General features: G+C 69.5%; 16 protein-coding genes. 11 read left to right on the top strand and 5 right to left on the bottom strand.

Features of this window, described 5'->3' with window-relative positions; genetic code table 11:
- Position 1: 1 nt before the first annotated feature.
- From accC to VGC13_RS15985, 9 genes are all read left to right on the top strand, one after another.
- The gene (gene accC, locus VGC13_RS16025) at positions 2–1351 is read left to right on the top strand and encodes an acetyl-CoA carboxylase biotin carboxylase subunit (protein ID WP_331126279.1); all 1350 of its coding nucleotides are present in this window, start codon (positions 2–4) and stop codon (positions 1349–1351) included.
- On the top strand, positions 1348–2088 hold the full coding sequence (locus VGC13_RS16020) for a 2-phosphosulfolactate phosphatase (RefSeq protein WP_331126278.1): 741 nt from the start codon (positions 1348–1350) through the stop codon (positions 2086–2088). The genes accC and VGC13_RS16020 overlap by 4 nt, the downstream gene beginning before the upstream one ends.
- Before the next feature lie 507 nt (positions 2089–2595).
- Positions 2596–3048 (top strand): hypothetical protein, encoded by a 453-nt coding sequence (locus VGC13_RS16015; RefSeq protein WP_331126277.1) that lies wholly within the window; start codon positions 2596–2598, stop codon positions 3046–3048.
- Positions 3041–3754, top strand: coding sequence for a zf-TFIIB domain-containing protein (locus VGC13_RS16010; RefSeq protein ID WP_331126276.1), 714 nt, complete (start codon positions 3041–3043; stop codon positions 3752–3754). Before VGC13_RS16015 ends, VGC13_RS16010 begins: the two co-directional genes overlap by 8 nt.
- A 749-nt stretch (positions 3755–4503) precedes the next feature.
- The gene (locus VGC13_RS16005) at positions 4504–6936 is read left to right on the top strand and encodes a DNA translocase FtsK (RefSeq protein ID WP_331126275.1); all 2433 of its coding nucleotides are present in this window, start codon (positions 4504–4506) and stop codon (positions 6934–6936) included.
- Positions 6937–6950: 14 nt separating this feature from the next.
- Positions 6951–7532: a hypothetical protein gene (locus VGC13_RS16000; protein WP_331126274.1), complete on the top strand. Its 582-nt coding sequence runs from the start codon at positions 6951–6953 to the stop codon at positions 7530–7532.
- Positions 7533–8087: 555 nt separating this feature from the next.
- Positions 8088–8720 (top strand): hypothetical protein, encoded by a 633-nt coding sequence (locus tag VGC13_RS15995; RefSeq protein ID WP_331126273.1) that lies wholly within the window; start codon positions 8088–8090, stop codon positions 8718–8720.
- A 99-nt stretch (positions 8721–8819) separates the two neighbouring features.
- Complete coding sequence (locus tag VGC13_RS15990; RefSeq protein WP_331126272.1) at positions 8820–9236, top strand: VOC family protein; 417 nt, start codon at positions 8820–8822, stop codon at positions 9234–9236.
- 811 nt (positions 9237–10047) lie between these two features.
- Entirely contained in the window at positions 10048–10572 is a 525-nt protein-coding gene (locus tag VGC13_RS15985; protein ID WP_331126271.1) for a hypothetical protein, read from the top strand.
- A 148-nt stretch (positions 10573–10720) separates the two neighbouring features.
- Here VGC13_RS15985 and phoU read toward each other — a convergent pair whose 3' ends face one another.
- From phoU to pstS, 5 genes are all read right to left on the bottom strand, one after another.
- Positions 10721–11419 (bottom strand): phosphate signaling complex protein PhoU, encoded by a 699-nt coding sequence (gene phoU / locus VGC13_RS15980; protein ID WP_331126270.1) that lies wholly within the window; start codon positions 11417–11419, stop codon positions 10721–10723.
- Positions 11416–12162, bottom strand: a complete 747-nt coding sequence (pstB, locus tag VGC13_RS15975) for a phosphate ABC transporter ATP-binding protein PstB (protein WP_349264224.1) — start codon at positions 12160–12162, stop codon at positions 11416–11418. The genes phoU and pstB overlap by 4 nt, the downstream gene beginning before the upstream one ends.
- A 122-nt stretch (positions 12163–12284) precedes the next feature.
- Positions 12285–13187: a phosphate ABC transporter permease PstA gene (gene pstA / locus VGC13_RS15970; RefSeq protein ID WP_331126268.1), complete on the bottom strand. Its 903-nt coding sequence runs from the start codon at positions 13185–13187 to the stop codon at positions 12285–12287.
- Positions 13184–14179, bottom strand: coding sequence for a phosphate ABC transporter permease subunit PstC (gene pstC, locus VGC13_RS15965; protein ID WP_331126267.1), 996 nt, complete (start codon positions 14177–14179; stop codon positions 13184–13186). Before pstC ends, pstA begins: the two co-directional genes overlap by 4 nt.
- A gap of 387 nt (positions 14180–14566) precedes the next feature.
- Positions 14567–15688 (bottom strand): phosphate ABC transporter substrate-binding protein PstS, encoded by a 1122-nt coding sequence (gene pstS, locus VGC13_RS15960; RefSeq protein ID WP_331126266.1) that lies wholly within the window; start codon positions 15686–15688, stop codon positions 14567–14569.
- Positions 15689–15947: 259 nt separating this feature from the next.
- On the opposite strand from pstS, the gene VGC13_RS15955 reads away from it, so the two are divergent.
- Together VGC13_RS15955 and VGC13_RS15950 are read left to right on the top strand one after the other, a co-directional pair.
- Positions 15948–16559, top strand: a complete 612-nt coding sequence (locus tag VGC13_RS15955; RefSeq protein WP_331126265.1) for a DUF47 domain-containing protein — start codon at positions 15948–15950, stop codon at positions 16557–16559.
- Between the two features lie 7 nt (positions 16560–16566).
- Entirely contained in the window at positions 16567–17613 is a 1047-nt protein-coding gene (locus VGC13_RS15950) for an inorganic phosphate transporter (protein WP_331126264.1), read from the top strand.
- The last annotated feature ends 256 nt before the right edge of the window (positions 17614–17869 follow it).

Here is a 17869-nt window from a genome sequence, read left to right as displayed (position 1 = left end):
CGTGTTCCGTAAAGTACTGATCGCCAACCGCGGCGAGATCGCCCTGCGGGTGATACGCGCCTGCCGCGAGCTGGGGCTGCGCACCGTGGCCGTCTACAGCGAGGCCGACCGCGAAAGCCTGCACGTGCGCTTCGCCGACGAAGACGTGTGCATCGGCCCCGCGCAGGCGCGCGAAAGCTACCTCAACATCCCGCGCATCATCGCCGCCGCGGAGATCACGGGGGCCGACGCCATCCATCCCGGCTACGGCTTCCTGGCCGAGAACGCCGAGTTCTCGGAGATCTGCGAGGCCAGCGAGATCACCTTCATCGGCCCCACGCCGCAGCAGATCCGGCAGATGGGCGACAAGGCCACCGCGCGCAGGACGATGCGCGAGGTGGGCGTGCCCATCGTTCCCGGCACCGACGCCATCGCCGACCCCGAGGAGGCCCTGGCCGCCGCGCGCGAGATCGGCTTTCCCGTGCTGATCAAGGCGGCGGCGGGCGGCGGCGGCAAGGGAATGCGCGTGGCCGCGACCGAGGAGGAGTTCGTCTCCGCCTTCGGGATGGCGCGCAACGAGGCGGGCGCGGCGTTCAACGACGACAGCGTGTACGTGGAGAAGTACCTGGCCCGGCCGCGCCACATCGAGTTCCAGATCCTGGGCGACACGCACGGCCGCGTCATCCACCTGGGCGAGCGCGACTGCAGCATCCAGCGCCGGCACCAGAAGCTGCTGGAGGAGGCGCCCTCCCCCGCCCTGTCGCCCGAGCTGCGGGCGGCCATGGGCGAGGCGGCGGTGCGCGGCGCCAAGGCCATCGACTACGTGGGCGCGGGGACCATCGAAATGCTGCTGAACGACGACAACTCGTTCTACTTCATGGAGATGAACACCCGCATCCAGGTGGAGCACCCGGTCACGGAAATGTGCACGGGGTTCGACCTGGTCAAGGAGCAGATCCGGGCGGCGGCGGGGCTTCCGCTCTCGATCCCCGAGACGGAGATCCGGCTGCGGGGGCACGCCATCGAGTGCCGCATCAACGCCGAGGACCCGGCCCGCAACTTTGCTCCGTCGCCGGGCACCATCCACACCTTTCACCTTCCCGGCGGCCCGGGGGTGCGGGTCGACACGCACGCGTACGCGGGCTACAAGGTGCCGCAGTACTACGACTCGCTGCTGGGCAAGCTGATCGTGCACGCCAGCACCCGCGACGAGGCGATCCGTCGGATGAAGCGCGCGCTGACCGAAACGGTGATCGAGGGCGTGCACACCACCATCCCCTTCCTGCTGCAGGTGATGGACAACCCCGACTTCATCGCGGGCGAGGTGGACACCAAGTCGCTGGAGCGGTGGATGGCGGAGCGCCCCGCATGAAGCTGGACGTGCTGCTGACCCCGGCGGAGCTGGTGCCCAGCGAGATCGCCGGCCGCGCGGTGGTGGTGCTGGACGTGCTGCGGGCCTCCACCTCCATCGTGGAGGCGCTGGCGGCCGGCGCCCGGCTGCTGTACCCGGTGGCGACCATCGAGGACGCCATCGCCATGGCCAAGACGCTGGGGCGCGACGAGGTGCTGCTGGCCGGCGAGCGCAAGGCGCTCCCCATCGACGGCTTCGACCTGGGCAACTCGCCGGGCGACTTTACGGCGGAGCGGGTGGCCGGCAAGATCGTGGTGATGTCCACCACCAACGGCACCATCGCCATCACGGCCGCGTCGGGGGGCGGGCGGGTGCTGGTGGGGTCGTGGCTGAACTTTCAGGCCGTGGTCGACGAGCTGGTGCGCACCGAGGCCGAGCCGGTGCTGCTGTGCGCCGGCCGCGAGCGCGCGTTCGGGCTGGAGGACGCGGTGTGCGCGGGGCAGATGGCGGCGGCGGTGATGAAGGCGCTCCCCGACGTGGAGTGGGAGCTGAACGACGGCGCCGTGGCGGCGCTGGCGCTGGCGGAGGAGTTCCCCGACCCCGCCAAGCTGTTTCCCCACACGGCGGCCGGCCGCGGGATCGTGGAGGCCGGCCTGGTCGACGACCTGGCCTACTGCGCGCAGACGGACCTGCGCGACGTGCTTCCCGTGCTGCAGGACCGGCAGATCGTGCTGGCCCACGTGCCCGCGGAGAGCTGACGCGGCCGCGCGGTTGGGGCGGATACGGACGGGGCCGGGCGGATGCGAGGTGCATCCGCCCGGCTTTTTCGTACGCGCCCGCTCGCCAGCGGCGGAGCGCCAGCGGCTAAAGCCGCAGGCTGGAAATGCCACAAGCCCCGTCTTGGCTCGCCGAGGCTCGCCAAACGGGGCTTCACCTGCTCGTGCGCCGACACCTCGTAGCCCACCGATGCATCGCCCGTGAAGGCTCGCCCCCGACACTACAGGATGCCATTCCGAGGGAGCGCCACCCCACACCATCCGAATCCACCGCACCGGGCGCGCGACCGAGGAATCTACCGTCCGAATCCTCGTGATCCGTCGTGCACCGCGCACGTTCGGCTACAATCCGCGCAGGCGGATTTTGCGCCTTTCCAGCGGCGAATTCATTCGCTCCTGGAGCGCCGCCTGGAACTCGCCGGGGCGCGGCGCCGTACGGTTCAGGCGAGCCGCGGAGCGGAGATCGAGAACCTCGGGGATACAGGCACGATGAAGAAGATCGTTGGAGCGGTGGGGTTGGCGCTGCTGGCGCTGCTGATGCTGGGCGGGTTCCTGAACAGCGACACCGACGTGTCCGCCGGGGCGCGGCTGGCGGCGCTGGCGATCACGGTGGTGCTCCCCGCGGCGGGCGCGGTGCTGCTGGCGCGCAGCCACTTCGTGGAACGGAGCCGGCTGACGGGGCGCAGGGCCGAGCTGCGCCGGCACGCCACGGAAGCGGAGCTCTTGCGGCTGGCGCAGGGGCGCGGCGGAAAGCTGATGGCGGTGGAGGCGGCGATGTCGCTGCACCTGTCGGAAGAGACGACGCGCGAGACGCTGGACGTGATGGTGGGCGCCGGCCGCGCGGAGCTGGAGGTGACGGACGAGGGGAACCTGGTCTACACCTTTCCCACGCTGACGGCGCTGCGCGACAAGCCTACCGCGCGGGGAATTCTCGATGCGTAGCACGGAGCCCATGCGGCTCGCTTGTCCGGCGTGCCTGGGGGTGGCGCTGGAGAAGGTGTCCGCGGCCCCGGGCGTGGAGATCGACCACTGCCGGCGGTGCGGCGGCACGTGGATTCTGCGCGAGCAGACGGCGCGGCTGCGCGCGGTGCCGGCCAGCGCCCTGCGCGCCACCATCACCCGGTCACAGGACGCGGCGTTCGTCTGCCACGCCTGCCACGTGCCGATGGAGCGCGACGCCGCCTTCTGCCCGTGGTGCAAATGGAAGAACGCGCTGGAGTGCCCGGAGTGCGGCAAGGCCATGTCGCGCAGGTCGGAGCGGGGCACCGCGGTGGACGTGTGCCGCGGCTGCCGGGCCGTGTGGCTGGACCACCACGAGCTGGCGTCCATCTGGGCGGTGGCCGCCGCGGGCGCGGTGGCACACTACGGCGCCGCGGGACAGATGAACCCCGCGCTGGACGCGGGCTCGTTCCTGCTGGACGCGCTGTGGTACGCGCCCGACCTGGTGGCGCACACCGCCTACTACGGAGCGCAGGCGGGCGCTCACGTGGTCGGCGCGGCCGCGGAGGCGGCGGCCCACGCGCCGGGCCTGCTCGCGTCCACGCCGGAGCTGGTCGCCGGGGCCGCGGAGGTGGCGGGCGAGGCGGCCGGCGGCGTCTTCAGCTTCATCGCCGAGATCATCGCGGGGATCTTCGGGGGCCTGGGCTAAGCCGCCGGAAGCCGTCCGGCCTCGCCACCGGCGGCTAAAGCCGCAGGCTGGAACTGCGACAAGCCCCACCCAAGGCTCGCTCACGCTCGCCAGGTGGGGCTTCACCTTCATGGGCGCTGCGCGCAAACGAGTGGCATCCGGACGCCCAGGAGCGTCATTCCGAGGGAGCGCCCCTTGCACCCTCCCGAACCACCGCACGCGGCGCGCGACCGAGGAATCCAGCGTCGGGCTGCTCGTAATCCGTCGCAGCGACGCGGGCGTGCGGCTGCAGTCCGCGCAGGCGGACTTTGCGAATTTCCCGCGGCGAATTCATTCGCTCCTGGAGGCGGAACGCGCCGGACCCATCCGACTCCATCACCTCCTCGTCTCCCTCCGCTCCGCCGGATTCCGGCGCGAATCTCCATAGGCCTTGTCCGACAATGTCGATGGCCGCAATGCCGGTGCGGGGCTGCCGCGTCTACGTTCGAGGAGGCCGAGGCTAGATTCTTCGGCCCTGCGACCTGCAGGGCAACGGAAGGTCCTGTGTGGCCGGGCCTCAGAATGACACGCCTCTGCGTGCTGGTCTGCCGATCCGGCTTCCGCACTCACGCACTCACGCACTCACGCACTCCGCCACCCCTTCACCCCTTCACCCCTTCACCCCACCGCCGCAACCCGGCAGTTGGCCGAAAGGCGCGTCCACGCTATCTTGTTGCTCCAGACGTTCCTTCCGCGAAGAACTCCCTCGGCACTGCTCTACCTGGAGCCGAATGCTTTCCCTGGACGACAAGCAGCGCCGCGAGCTCTGGGGGCTGGGCCTGTTCGCCCTTGCCCTGCTGCTCGCGCTCAGCCTGGTTCCCCTGGCCCTCTTTGGCGCGGGGGCCCTGCGCGTGTTTCCCTCCGGCAACATCGTGGGGGTGGCGGGCCGCGGGCTGAGCGGCGCGCTCGGCGGCTTCTTGGGCGTGGCCTCGGTGGCCCTCCCCATCCTGGCGGCGCTCTGGGGCGCGGCCGCCTTCCGCAAGCTCGACCAGGGGATGGCGCTCCGCTGGTCCATCCTGATCGCCGGCCTGGTGGTGCTGGTGCCCTCCGGCATCTCCATCCTGGGCGGCACGGCGGGGCAGCCCACGCCCGCGGCCGGGTGGCTGGGCGCGGCGGTGGCGGTGCTGCTGGTCTCGGCGCTCTCGGCGGTGGGCGGCGCGGTGGTCATCTTCTTTCTCTTCGCGGCGCTGTGCGTGGCCACGGTGGGATGGAACCCGCTGCGGACGGCGTTCCACGGCGGGCGCTTCGCCATGACGCAGGCGCGGCAGGCGGCGGTGTCGCTTCCCCGCCCCGCCATTACCCTGCCCAGCCCACTCAAGCTGCTCCCCAAGCGCGCCGTCCCCGGCGAGCCCCTGCCGGTGACGCCGGAGGACGACGGGATCGAGGACGCGGAGTACGAGTTCGAGGACGAGAGCTACTGGGGCGCCGCGGACGAGCCGGCCATCGATCCCGACGCCACGCAGCTGGACCCCATCGTCCCCGCGCCTGCGACGCCCGCCGCCGCGCCGCCCGCGAAGGCCGCGGACGCGAAGGCCGGTAAGGCAGCGCAGAAGCCCGCGGCGCGGGGGACGAGGGCCGAGCAGGTGGAGCTGCTTCCCGAGGACAGCGGCGACCCGTTCTCCACCGACCTGCCCACGTCAGGCCTGCTGGTGGCGCCGCCCCCGCGCGACGAGTCGCGCAACCGGCAGGAGCTGGACAAGCTGGGGCAGGTGCTGATCGACAAGCTGGCCACGTTCAAGATCGAGGGGACGATCGTGGGGATGACCAGCGGCCCCGTGGTCACCCAGTTCGAGATCAGCCCGGCGCCGGGGATCAAGGTGGCCCGCATCGCCAACCTGGAGGCGGACCTGGCGCTGGCCCTGCGCGCGCCCTCGGTGCGCATCGTGGCGCCGATCCCGGGCAAGGGCGCCGTGGGCGTGGAGGTGCCCAACCCTGAGCCGGAGATGGTCTACTTTCGCGAGACCATCGAATCCGCCGCCTTCCGCAACACCAAGGCGCTGCTGCCGCTGGCGCTGGGCAAGGACATCGCCGGCAAGTCGAACGTGGCCGACCTGGCGCGCATGCCGCACCTGCTGATCGCGGGCGCCACGGGCTCGGGCAAGTCGGTGTGCGTCAACACCATCATCACCTCCCTCATCTACCGCCACACGCCGCGCACGCTGCGGTTCCTGATGGTGGACCCCAAGATGGTGGAGCTGTCGATGTACAACGACCTGCCCCACCTGCGGCACCCGGTGGTGACAGACAACAACGACGCCGCGGCGGTCCTGAAGTGGGCGGTGCTGGAGATGGAGCGCCGCTACGCGCTGCTCAGCGTGAACGGCGTGCGCAACCTGCAGGATTTCAACAAGCGGCTGGAGCAGGGCACGATCATGCGCGCCAGCGAGGCCGAGGGCGAGGAAGGCGACCCGGACCGCTGGCTGTACCGCGGCGGCGAGCTGCCGTACATCGTGGTCATCATCGACGAGCTGGCGGACCTGATGATGACGGTGCAGGGCGACGTGGAGAAGCCGCTGGCGCTGCTGGCGCAGAAGGCGCGCGCCATCGGCATCCACCTGATCCTGGCCACGCAGCGCCCGTCGGTCAACGTGATCACGGGGCTGATCAAGGCCAACTTCCCCAGCCGCATCGCTTTCCGCGTCTCGTCCAAGGTGGACTCACGAACGATCCTTGACCAGAACGGCGCCGACGCGCTGCTGGGCAACGGCGACATGCTGATGCTGCCGCCCGCCAGCAGCGAGCCGGTGCGCATCCAGGGCGCGTACCTGAGCACGGAAGAAACCGAGAAGCTGATGGACTGGTATCGCGAGGCGGCCCGCCTGCGGCGCGAGGAGGCGCTGGAGCGGGGGCTGGACCCGGCGGCCAGCACCGAGGCCAACATCCTGGACGAGGTTCGCGCGCAAGAGGACACGGGCGAGCTGGAGGCCGACGAGGAGCCGGGCGAGCGCGACAAGCTGTTCCGGCAGGCCGCGGAGCTGTGCATTCAGCACCAGGGCGGATCGACCAGCCTGCTGCAGCGCCGCATGCGCATCGGCTACGGCCGCGCCGCGCGGGTGATGGACCAGTTGGAGAAAGCCGGCGTGCTGGGCCCCCCCGACGGCTCCAAGCCTCGCGACGTGCTCATCGACTTTACCCAGCTGGACGCGGTCTGCGGAGAGGCCTGAACCGGACCACGCTCATGTCCCGAATGCCGCACCGGATTTTCTGCGCCTCGGCGTGGGCGCTGGTCATGGCCACGGCCTGTGGGGAGCTCGCGCCTGGCGAGATGCTTCCCGCCAGGGACGACGCGGCGGTGTACCGCGCGGTGCTCGCCGCGGAACGGGCCGGTGGCGTCTTGCGCCCGGTGGTACAGCGGACCAGCGAGCCGGCGCTGGAGTTCGTCGAAGAGCAAGAACTCCACAGGCTTGTGACGCGCGTGCCAGCGATGCCGGGGCTCGACGCGAGCACCGTACGCTCCTTCCTGGCGGTCAACAGCGACGTGGCGCCGATCCCCGACTTGCGCGACACGACCGTGTCATGGGTGAGCCGGGAAGAGTGGAGAGCGTGGCCCTACGGCTGGAGCGAGCACTTCGCCCGGCATCCCGACAGCGGGGGCGTGATCGTATTCTCGCGAGTCGGCTATTCCCGTGACGGCGCACAGGCGCTCGTGTACGTGACGCGAGCCTGCCCTCCCTGCGGCGGCGTGAGCGACTTCGTGCTCCTTTCCCGCGCACGTAGCGTCTGGACGGTCACGGCACGCGCGAATGTTTGGATGACGTAAGCTGACCGGAGCGGATGGACGGTGCCGGGGTATCACGTCGCAGGCGGGAAACGGTAGCGGCTTGACGCATTGTCTGACGAACCGCTAAATTAGCCACTCCTTACAGCGGAGCATTGCAGGATGCAGATCCATACTGCCCCGTTCGAGAAACGTGGCGAGCCGCGGGATTCGGAACACCCTGGCCTTGCTCAGGCGCCTGAGGTACAGGCCCTGACGGACGAAGAAGCATTCTACGCGGCTCAGGAGGAAGCGTTCGCCGATCTGCGAGCTCGCAGCCAGGCTCGGCCGCGCCGAAAGCCGTAGCGCCGGGCAAGTGGAGTTGCCACCCGAGAAGGCCGGGATCACCTGTGATCCCGGCCTTTCTGTTACCGGATCAAGGGGTATGGGATGAAACCAGGAGCGAGGTTCCCATCCGGCGCGACTCGCCCCGCCGGCCACATCTTCTACATCCCGGCCACCGAGCGTCCCACGGACGAGAACAAGAGCCGGCCGTACTTTCTCGTAAACCGGTGTGACGTAGCCGCCGATCCGCTCGTACTGGGCACGCTTGCTCACATGAGCACCAAAGCGACGGAGCACGTTGAGTACGGCAGTCCCGTCCACGAGATCCCTGGTCCCGCGGTCCTGACGAAGCCGGATCAGGACGGCAGCTTCGTGATTGCCAGCCGCTTGCTCCCACGCGATCCCGATCGGCTGATCGTGTCGGCAATGTCGGCGGTGGACGAGGTACGACGGGTGCGCAGGGCCGTCACCCTGGCACTGGGCCTGGGCGAGGGTGTGGCACCGCCGGGAACCAGAAGCGTGCGGGGCCGGCTGGTGCGTATCGTGGACGTCCGTGTCGGCTATGCGTACGGAATCGTTCTGACCACGCATGCGTACAGTGCCCACCGCAGATTCCAGATCGTCGCGCCGATCATGGACGCCGCCGTGGAAGGGCGTGAGGGGCCGGAGGTTCTGGAGCCATTGCGGTGGGACGTAGAACCCGTGCGTCAGCCGTGGCTGGACGCGGTACCGCTGAAGCGTCCGCTGGTCGATACCGCAGCACTGATTTCTCTGAGTGAACCCTGGCGGCAAAGCAGGGATCGCCGAAGGTGGCTCAAAAGGCAGATCGATGTCCTGGATTCGAGTGTCGATGCAACCACTCTCGTCGCGATAGAGGAGAGAATCGTGGAGCGGCTCAGCCTGTAGAGGTTTGCTGGCTTGACGTGGCAGGCGTTCCCGCGGCGCGGAGATCGCACAACCACCACTGCGTGACATCAAACAAACCTGCGAAGGCGGATAGGAACGATGCAGGCTGGCGAGATCCTGGAGGCGTGCGTCTACGCGGACGACTTGGAGGCGGCGGAGCGGTTCTACACGGTCGTGCTGGGGATGGAGGTGGTCACGCGCGTGGAGGGGCGGCACGTGTTCTTTCGCTGCGGCGGGCGCGTGTTCCTGGTGTTCAACGCGGAGCGCACGCGCGAGGGCGGCGCCATTCCAGGGCACGGGGCGGACGGGCCCGGGCACGTCTGCTTCGCGATGCGCGCGGACGAGGTGGAGGACTGGCGCGCGCACCTGCAGGCGGCCGGCGTGGAGATCGAAAGCGATTACACGTGGCCAAGCGGCGGGCGCTCGCTCTACTTTCGCGATCCCGCCGGCAACAGCCTGGAACTGGGCACGCCCGGCATCTGGCGCATCCCGGAAGAGGCGACGTTCGGGGTTTGAAGCCGACACGCTGGGTGATGAGCGGGATGTGATGAGCGGGATGCGATGAGCGGGTAAACCCGCTGCTGGGAAAGCGACAAGCCCCGTCTCGGCGCCGCTGACGCGTCGCCAAACGGGGCTTCAGCGGCTCGTGATCCGCCACCCCGGGTCGCGGTTCTACATCCTGCCGCACCACGCGCCACTCCTGCGCGCCAACGCCTGATCCAGCCCCACCGCCTCCAATCTGTCATTCCGAAGGAGGCGCCGCGCGAAACCGTCCCTTACCGCATACTCTGGCGCCGACTGAGGAATCTACCGTCCGATTCCTGGTGACCCGTCGCGCACCCCGGACCGGCCCTGGCCGGCGGTGGTGCAGCCGCGGGGTCGGTGCGGGCTGCCGCGACTGCGTTCGAGGTGGCGGAGAGTAGATCCCTCGGCCCTGCGACCGGCGGCGCGAGGGGTAGGTTCGGAGTGGGCGGGCCTCGGGATGACAGATTTTGTCGGGCAGGCGAAGAATCGACCGGCGGCGCGAGGGGCAGGTGCGGAGTGGGCGGGCCTCGGGATGACAGATCTCGTCGGCGAGGCGAAGAATCGACCGGCGGCGCGAGGGGCAGGTGCGGGGTGGGCGGGCCTCGGGATGACAGATTTGGTCGGTGAGGCGAAAAACCACCGGTGGCGCGAGGGGCGGGGCAGGTGGGCGGGCCTCGGGATGACAGATTTCGGAGGGCGGAGAAACAGGGGCGGGCGCGAAGGACGTCGAGGACGTACATTGTCGCGCGGACGCGGCGGAGTGATCGCGTCCGCCTGATCCCCATCCCCCGACATCGACCCGATGCGCTACGACATCGACGTTTCTCCGGACGAGCTATCGCGGCTGGTGGTGCAGGCCGCGGTGACGGCCCAGGAGCAGGGCTACTGGACCGGCGCCGGCCCCATCGCCGAAGACGCGGTGCGCCACCTGGTGCGCTTTTTTGGCCTGCTGCTGGCCGGCGACGACGACATCAACCGCCGCGAGCTGGACGTGTTCAGCCAGCTGCTGCGCGGCGCCCACGGCGACGAGGCGTCGCACGACGAGCTTCGCGACGCCGCCGTGAAGACCATGGAGCTGGCCAACGACCCCGACGCGCTGCACGCCTTTCTTGGCGAGACGCCGGCGTACCTGCACGCCATCATCCACATGGACCGCGAGCGCGGCACCCGCAACGCCGCGCAGGTGGTCACCGCGCTCAGCGGCCTGGGCGTCGCCATCCTGTCCGCCGACGGGCGCGAGGCCGAGGAAGAGGACAGCATCTTTACTACGCATCTGAACCACCTGCGCGGTGAGCTGGACGTGCACGGCGTAGGCGACAGGGAATAGGGAACAGGGAATAGGGAATAGCCTGCAACGGCAACAGGACGAGCGGGCTGGATCGCGAAGAGGGCCGCTCCCGGCTGGGAGCGGCCCTTCTGCGTCAACCACTTTCGCACTCACGCACCCACGCACTCACGCACTCACGCACTTCTTCTCAGCTCGCCCGGGCTTCGCCGGAAACGAGGCCGGCGCCGTGCTTGATGTTGCGGCCTTCCACCAGGAACACCACGTCCTCTGCGATGTTCGTGGCCAGGTCGGCGATGCGCTCCAGGTTTCGGCTCACCAGGAACAGCGACATGCTGGCCCCGATGCGCCGCGGGTCCTCCATCATGTGCGTAAGGAGGATGCGGAAGAGCGAGTTGTGCAGCCCGTCCACGCGGTCGTCGCGGCGGCACACCTCGCGCGCGCCCTCGGGGTCCGCGCGCACGAAGGTGTCGAGCGCGTCGCTCAGCATCTCCGTGGCCAGCCGCCCCATCTCGTCGATCTCGGCGAACTCCAGGTGGATGGGCTGCTCGGCCAGGTGCCCCACCGCCTCGGCGATGTTCACCGCGTGGTCGCCCACCCGCTCCAGGTCGTTGCTGATCTTCATCGCCATGGTGATCAGGCGAAGGTCGCGCGCCATGGGCTGCTGAAGGGCCAGCAGGTGGATGCACATGTCGTCGACCGCCACTTCCATGGCGTCCAGGTCGTTGTCGCGCTGGATCACCGTGCGCGCCAGGTCGGCGTCGCGCGCGCGCAGCGCCTGCATCGCCTGGTCCACCAGCTCCTCGGCCAGCCCCGACATCGTCAGCAGCTGCGTCTTCAGGCGCGCCAGCTCTTCGTGAAAGTGGCGCACGCCGGGCGTGGGCGTCATCCGAACCTCCCCGTGATGTAGGCCTCGGTGCGGTCTTCGCGCGGGTTGGTAAAGATCTCGTTGGTCTTTCCCATCTCCACCAGCGAGCCCATGTAGAAGAACGCCGTGAAGTCGCTCACCCGCGCCGCCTGCTGCATGTTGTGCGTCACGATGACGATGGTGTACAGGTCCTTGAGCTCGTAGATCAGCTCCTCGATCTTCTGCGTGGCGATGGGGTCCAGCGCGCTGGCCGGCTCGTCCATCAGCAGCACGTCGGGCTGCACCGCCAGCGCGCGGGCAATGCACAGCCGCTGCTGCTGCCCGCCGGAGAGGCCCAGCGCGCTGCGGTCCAGCCGGTCGCTGACCTCGTCCCACAGCGCCGCCTGCCGCAGCGACCGCTCCACCAGCTCGTCCAGGTCGCGCCGCCCCTTCGCCAGCCCGTTGACCCGCGCGCCGTACGCCACGTTGTCGTAGATGGACTTGGGAAAGGGGTTGCTCTTCTGGAACACCATCCCCACCCGCTTGCGCAGCTGCACCACGTCCAGCCCCTGCCGGTACACGCTGTCGCCGTTCAGGCGGATGTCGCCGTCGTGGCGGGTGCCGGGGATCAGGTCGTTCATGCGGTTGATGCTGCGCAAAAACGTGCTCTTGCCGCACCCCGACGGCCCGATGAAGGCCGTCACCCGCTTTTGCGGGATCTGCAGGGTGATGTCGTTGAGCGCCCGCGTGCTTCCGTACCAGAACGAAAAGTCGTCGGCCTCGATGGCCAGCTGGGCGGGGGCCTGCGCCGCCAGCGTCTGCTGCGTCGCCGTCTGCTGCATGGGGGTCGCGGCTTCCGGGGTTGCGGGGGCGCCGGCCAGCGGCGCCTGCGAATACGTCTGTTGCATCACCGGCTCCGGTAAGGGCTGCGGATGAGGAACCGCGCCGTAAGACTCACCGCCAGCACCAGCCCGATCAGCAGCAGCGACGCGGCCCACGCCTGCCGGTGCTGCTCCTCGTACGGGCTGATGGCGTACTGAAAGATCTGCACGGGGAGCGCGGCGATCGGCTTGCCCAGGTCCGATGACCAGAACGGGTTGCCGAACGCCGTGAACAGCAGCGGCGCCGTTTCGCCCGCGATGCGCGCCAGCGCCACCAGCACGCCCGTCAGAATGCCGCTGCGCGCCGCGGGAAGGACGATGCCCAGCGTCGTCCGCCAGCGGGTAAAGCCCAGCGCCAGCCCGCCCTCCTTGAGCTCGCGGGGCACCAGGCGCACCATCTCTTCGGTGGTCCGCGTCACCATGGGCAGCAGCATGATGGCCAGCGCCACCCCGCCCGCAAAGGCGCTGAAGCCGATGGACACCACGATCCACGCCCACACGAAGATCCCGATCACGATGGACGGGATTCCGTTCATCACGTCGGTGATGAAGCGGATGGCGTTGGGGAGCCGCCCGCCCTCGGCCTCGGCCAGGTAGATCCCCGCGCCGATGGCCACCGGCAGCCCCATGGCACCGGCCAGCGCGACCAGGATGAAGGTGCCCAGCACCCCGTTCCCCACCCCGCCGCCGCTCTCGCCCACGGGCGCCGGGACGTTGGTGAAGAAGTCCGGGTTCAGCGAGCCCAGGCCCGCGCGCATCAGGTGAAAGAAGATCAGCAGCAGGGGCAGCACCGTGAGCGCCGCCGCCACGCCCGTCGCCGCCAGCATCATCGTGCTGACGAAGCGCCGCCGCCGCTCGCGAAAGCCCAGCACCGGGAGCGGCGCGGCGTGCCGCGGCTCGGCCGGCTGGTTGAAGGTCACCGTGCTCATCGGCCGGCCCGCAGCCCCACGCGCCACACCATGAAGCGCGCGACGGAGTTCACCAGGATGGTGATGCCGAACAGCAGCAGGCCGATCTCCATCAGCGCCGCCAGGTGCATGTCGGCCGACGCCTCGGCGAACTCGTTGGCCAGCACGCTCGCCATCGTCGCGCCGGGGGCGAAGAGCGACGTCGCCACCTCCGCCCGGTTCCCGATCACCATGGTGATGGCCATCGTCTCCCCCAGCGCCCGGCCCAGGCCCAGGATCGTGGCGCCGATGATCCCCGGAAAGGCGTAGGGAAGCACCACCTGCCACGTCATCTCCCAGCGCGTGGCGCCGAGCGCGAGCGCGCCCTCCCGCTGGGGGACGGGGACCGCCGCCAGCACCTCGCGCGAGACGGCGGAGACGAAGGGGACGATCATGATGGCCAGGATCACCCCGCCGGCCAGGATGCTGCTGCCGTACGCCGGCCCGCGGAACAGCCCCACGCTGTCGCCGATGGAGCTCGACAAGGGCTCCTGGATCCAGGTCCGCAGAAAGGGGACGAGGACGAAGATGCCCCAGAGGCCGTAGACCACGCTGGGGATGGCCGCCAGCAGCTCCGTGCCGAAGGCGATGGGCGCGGCCAGCCAGCGCGGCGCCAGCTCGGTAAGGAAGATGGCCAGGCCGATGGCCAGCGGCACCGCGATCAGCAGCGCCAGCAGCGAGCTGGCCAGGGTGCCGAAGATGAACGGCAGCGCGCCGAACTGGCCGGCGACCGGGTCCCACTCGCTGGAGGTGATGAAGGAGCCGCCGAACTCGCGCACGGCGGGCATGGCGGCACTGCCCACGCGCAGCACGATGAACGCAAAGAGGACGGGGATGGACAGCCCGAACGCGCCCAGGACGATCGCGTAGGTGCGGTCCGCCACGTTGCCCTGCGCGTACGACGGCAGCAGGCGGGACAGGTATGGGCGGGGCCCCGCCGCCGGGGCGCCCGCCTGCTCAGGTACGGGTTGCATCCGTTCCTATGGATTTCAGTTGGATTTCAGTTTCCAGCCGCTTCGAAAGCGCATATCCGCATCCGCAGGCGCCCCCTCCGCTCGCTCAGGCTCGCACCTCCCCCAAAACTGCTGGGGGAGGTTGGACCGCTCCGAAAGAGGCGGAGCGCACCCGAAGTTCTCCCCTCTCCGTGAGGAACGAACGGGGAGGGGCCGGGGGAGGGGCACCCCGCGGGCGCCAGTTCGATCTCATTCGCCGAGCCACCGCCCCGGCCCCCACACCAACCTCCCCCAGCAGTTTTGGGGGAGGTGGGCCGGTGGTGCCGGCCCGGAGGGGGCGTGTGCCGGACCGCCCGAAGCGCCGTGATCCTTCACCCCTCCACCCCGTCACCCGTTCACCCCTTCACCTCAACCCTGCGCCACCGGCTGCCGATCCGGCCCGCAGGTCAGCTTCGCCACCTGCGCCATCACCTGCTGCTGCACCGCGTCGGGGAGCGGCGCGTAGTGCAGGTCGCGGGCGTACTGGTCGCCCTCGGCGAGCGTCCAGCGGACGAGGGACGCCAGCGCGTTGGCCTTGCCGCAGTCCTGCACGTGCGGCGGCACCAGCAGGTACGTCCACGCGGTGATCGGGTAGGTCTGCGCGCCGGGGAGGTTCACCAGCGACACGCGGAAGTCCGGGTGCTGGCGAATGGCCTCGCCCAGGTTCTGGGCCGCCGCGGCGGTCGATTCGACCGTGGGCTGCACGAACTGGCCACCCGCGTTGCGCAGCGCCGCCGCCGGCAGCTTGTTCTGGGTGGCGTACGCCAGCTCCACGTAGCCGATGGAGCCCGGCGTCTGCCGGATGGCGCCCGTGACGCCCTCGTTGCCCTTGGCGCCCAGCCCCTCGGGCCAGCGCACCGACTTGCCCACGCCCACGCCCTGCTTCCACTCGGGGCTCACCGCGCCCAGGTAGTCGGTAAAGACGTACGTGGTGCCGCTGCCGTCCGTGCGGTAGACGGGGATCACGTCCTGGTTGGGAAGCGTGACGCCTGGGTTCAGCGCGGCGATGGCGGGGTCGTTCCACTTGGCGATGCGGCCCATGAACAGGCCGGCCACCGTGGCGCCGTCCAGCCGCAGCGGCTGGGTGATGCCGGGAACGTTGTAGGTCACGGCCACGGAGCCCAGCACGGTGGGGATGTGCAGCATCCCCGGCGCCTTGGCCAGCTCTTCCTCGTTCATGGGCGCGTCGCTGGCGCCGAAGTCCACCGTGCCCTCCGTCACCTGGCGAATGCCGCCGCCGGAGCCGATGGGCTGGTAGTTCACCCGCAGCGGGTTGGCCTTGCCGTACTCGCTGAACCACTTGGAATAGACGGGGAACGGAAAGGTGGCGCCGGCGCCCGTGAGCGTGGTGCCGCCCGCGCCCCCACCGCCTTCGCTGGCCTGCTTGGCCATCTGGCCGGGGGTGGCGCCGCCGCCGCCTTCGCCCCCGCACGCGGCCAGGAAAACCACCGCCGCCACCGCCGCAACCCCACCGGAAAACGATCGTTTCATCAGCTCTGCGTCTCGCGTTCAGGACAGGATGGACAACCCTGGAACGCGGGGAACCTACCGGACGCGTGTAACGCGTCCGTAACAGTTGTCACCGTGAACCTTGTAACGCGGACGTAACGATTGTAACATCCCGCGTTCAGCGTGGTGAAACGCCGCCGGAACCCGCCTGCGCGGGGGGTGGGCGGCACGCCGCGCGGGGCACGGAACGCGGCCGGATCGTGTCCGTTCCGTTACAACTCAGGAGTCTCTGGAGGACGACGTGGGCCTGCTTCCGCGTGACGAGAAGTTCTTTCCCATGTTCAACGAGGTCGCCCGGATCCTGTGCGAAAGCGCGGACCTGGTGGCGCAGCTCTTTGCCGATCCCAGCCGCCTGGAGGAGATCGCCACCGAGGTCAAGCGGCTGGAGCACCAGGCCGACGGCATCACCCACGAGGTGATCGTCCGCATCGACCGCAGCTTCGTGACCCCGCTGGACCGCGAGGACATTCACCTGCTCACGTCGCGGCTGGACGACGTGATCGACCTGCTGGACGGCACCGTGCGCCGGGTGCAGATGTTCCACGTGCGCACCGCCGGCCCCCACGCCGCGCGCCTGGCCGACGTGCTGAAGCGGGCGGCCAACCAGATCGAGAAGGCGGTGAACAACCTGAAGAAGCCCAAGCTGATGCTGGAGCACACGCGGGCCCTGAAGGCGCTTGAGGAGGAGGGCGACGCCATCTACGCCGAGGCGGTGGGCGCGCTGTTCGCGGGAACGCCGGACCCGCTCGAAGTGATCAAGTGGAAGGAGCTGTACGACAAGCTCGAGGACGCGATCGACCTGTGCGACGACGTGTCGAACGTGCTGGAAAGCATCGCCCTGAAGAACGGGTGAACCGGCCGTGGTCACCTACGTAGTCATCATCGTCCTGGTCGCCTTTGCGTTCGACTTCATCAACGGCTTCCACGACTCGGCCAACGCCATCGCCACGGTGGTGGGCACGCGCGTGCTCAAGCCGCTGCCGGCGGTCATCTGGGCGGCGTTCTTCAACTTCATGGCGCTCTTCCTGGTGGGCACGGCGGTGGCCAAGGCCATCGGCTCGGGGATGATCGACCTGGAGATCGTCACGCCCACGGTGATCCTGGGCGGGCTGCTGGGCGCCATCATCTGGAACCTGATCACCTGGTACTACGGGCTGCCCAGCAGCTCGTCGCACGCGCTGATCGGCGGATACGCGGGGTCGGCGGTGGCGGCGGCGGGGATGGGCGCCATCGAGTGGGGCACCAAGTGGATCCAGACGCTCACGTTCATCGTGCTGTCGCCCATGATCGGCATGTTCCTGGGCTTTGCGCTGATGACGCTGGTGATGTGGCTGTTCCACAAGGTGCCGCGCGGCCCGGCCGACCGCTTTTTCCGCGTGGCGCAGCTGGGCAGCTCGGCGCTGTTCTCGCTGTCGCACGGCGCCAACGACGCGCAGAAGACCATGGGCATCATCGTGAGCCTTCTGGTGTCGGTGAACCACGTCTTTGCGCAGGAGACGGGGTGGCTGCACCGGCTGTACCTGCCGGACGCCAGCCACATCCCGCTGTGGATCGAGGTCTGCGCGTATTCGGCGCTCTCCATCGGCACACTGTTCGGCGGGTGGCGCATCGTGCACACCATGGGCACGCGCATCACGCGGCTCAAGCCGGTGGGCGGCTTCAGCGCCGAGACGGGCGGCGCGATGAGCATTCTGCTGGCCACCAACTTCGGCATTCCGGTCAGCACCACGCACACCATCACTGGCGCCATCGTGGGCGTGGGCGCCACCAACCGCCTCTCCGCCGTGCGCTGGGGGATCGCGGGGCAGATCGTGTGGGCGTGGGTGCTCACCATCCCCGCCTCGGCGCTGATGGCGGCGGTGAGCTACTTCATCCTCTCGCAGTTCGCGCCGGTCGGGACGACGTGAGTGCGGGAGTGCGGGAGTGCGGGAGTGCGGGAGTGCGGGAGTGCGAAAGTAAAAGCCCCCGCCGGACGAAGGTGTCCGGCGGGGGCTCTTCGTTTCTCGTGTGGAAACCCCGAGCGCGTCCCGATGAGCGGGTAAACCCGCTGCTGGGAAAGCGACAAGCCCCGTCTCGGCTCGCTACGCTCGCCGAACGGGGCTTCAACGGCTCGCGTGGGCACGGGCCGGCGCGCATGGGGAGGACACGTTCTCAACCATCCAC

Origin of the sequence: Longimicrobium sp. (assembly GCF_036399255.1) — a bacterium.
In the GTDB taxonomy this organism is placed as follows: domain Bacteria; phylum Gemmatimonadota; class Gemmatimonadetes; order Longimicrobiales; family Longimicrobiaceae; genus Longimicrobium.
The sequence above is the reverse complement of the archived record's forward strand: the minus strand, read 5'-3'. Positions and strand labels throughout refer to the sequence as shown.

What these genes read in the sequence shown, in the direction of transcription:
- pstS (WP_331126266.1), bottom strand. Translation starts at nt 15,688, where the DNA reads ATGAAACGATCGTTTTCCGGTGGGGTTGCGGCGGTGGCGGCGGTGGTT.
- VGC13_RS16010 (WP_331126276.1), top strand. Translation starts at nt 3,041, where the DNA reads ATGCGTAGCACGGAGCCCATGCGGCTCGCTTGTCCGGCGTGCCTGGGG.
- VGC13_RS16020 (WP_331126278.1), top strand. Translation starts at nt 1,348, where the DNA reads ATGAAGCTGGACGTGCTGCTGACCCCGGCGGAGCTGGTGCCCAGCGAG.
- pstA (WP_331126268.1), bottom strand. Translation starts at nt 13,187, where the DNA reads ATGAGCACGGTGACCTTCAACCAGCCGGCCGAGCCGCGGCACGCCGCG.
- VGC13_RS16005 (WP_331126275.1), top strand. Translation starts at nt 4,504, where the DNA reads ATGCTTTCCCTGGACGACAAGCAGCGCCGCGAGCTCTGGGGGCTGGGC.
- pstC (WP_331126267.1), bottom strand. Translation starts at nt 14,179, where the DNA reads ATGCAACCCGTACCTGAGCAGGCGGGCGCCCCGGCGGCGGGGCCCCGC.
- VGC13_RS15985 (WP_331126271.1), top strand. Translation starts at nt 10,048, where the DNA reads ATGCGCTACGACATCGACGTTTCTCCGGACGAGCTATCGCGGCTGGTG.
- VGC13_RS16000 (WP_331126274.1), top strand. Translation starts at nt 6,951, where the DNA reads ATGTCCCGAATGCCGCACCGGATTTTCTGCGCCTCGGCGTGGGCGCTG.
- VGC13_RS15995 (WP_331126273.1), top strand. Translation starts at nt 8,088, where the DNA reads ATGAGCACCAAAGCGACGGAGCACGTTGAGTACGGCAGTCCCGTCCAC.
- VGC13_RS15990 (WP_331126272.1), top strand. Translation starts at nt 8,820, where the DNA reads ATGCAGGCTGGCGAGATCCTGGAGGCGTGCGTCTACGCGGACGACTTG.
- VGC13_RS16015 (WP_331126277.1), top strand. Translation starts at nt 2,596, where the DNA reads ATGAAGAAGATCGTTGGAGCGGTGGGGTTGGCGCTGCTGGCGCTGCTG.
- phoU (WP_331126270.1), bottom strand. Translation starts at nt 11,419, where the DNA reads ATGACGCCCACGCCCGGCGTGCGCCACTTTCACGAAGAGCTGGCGCGC.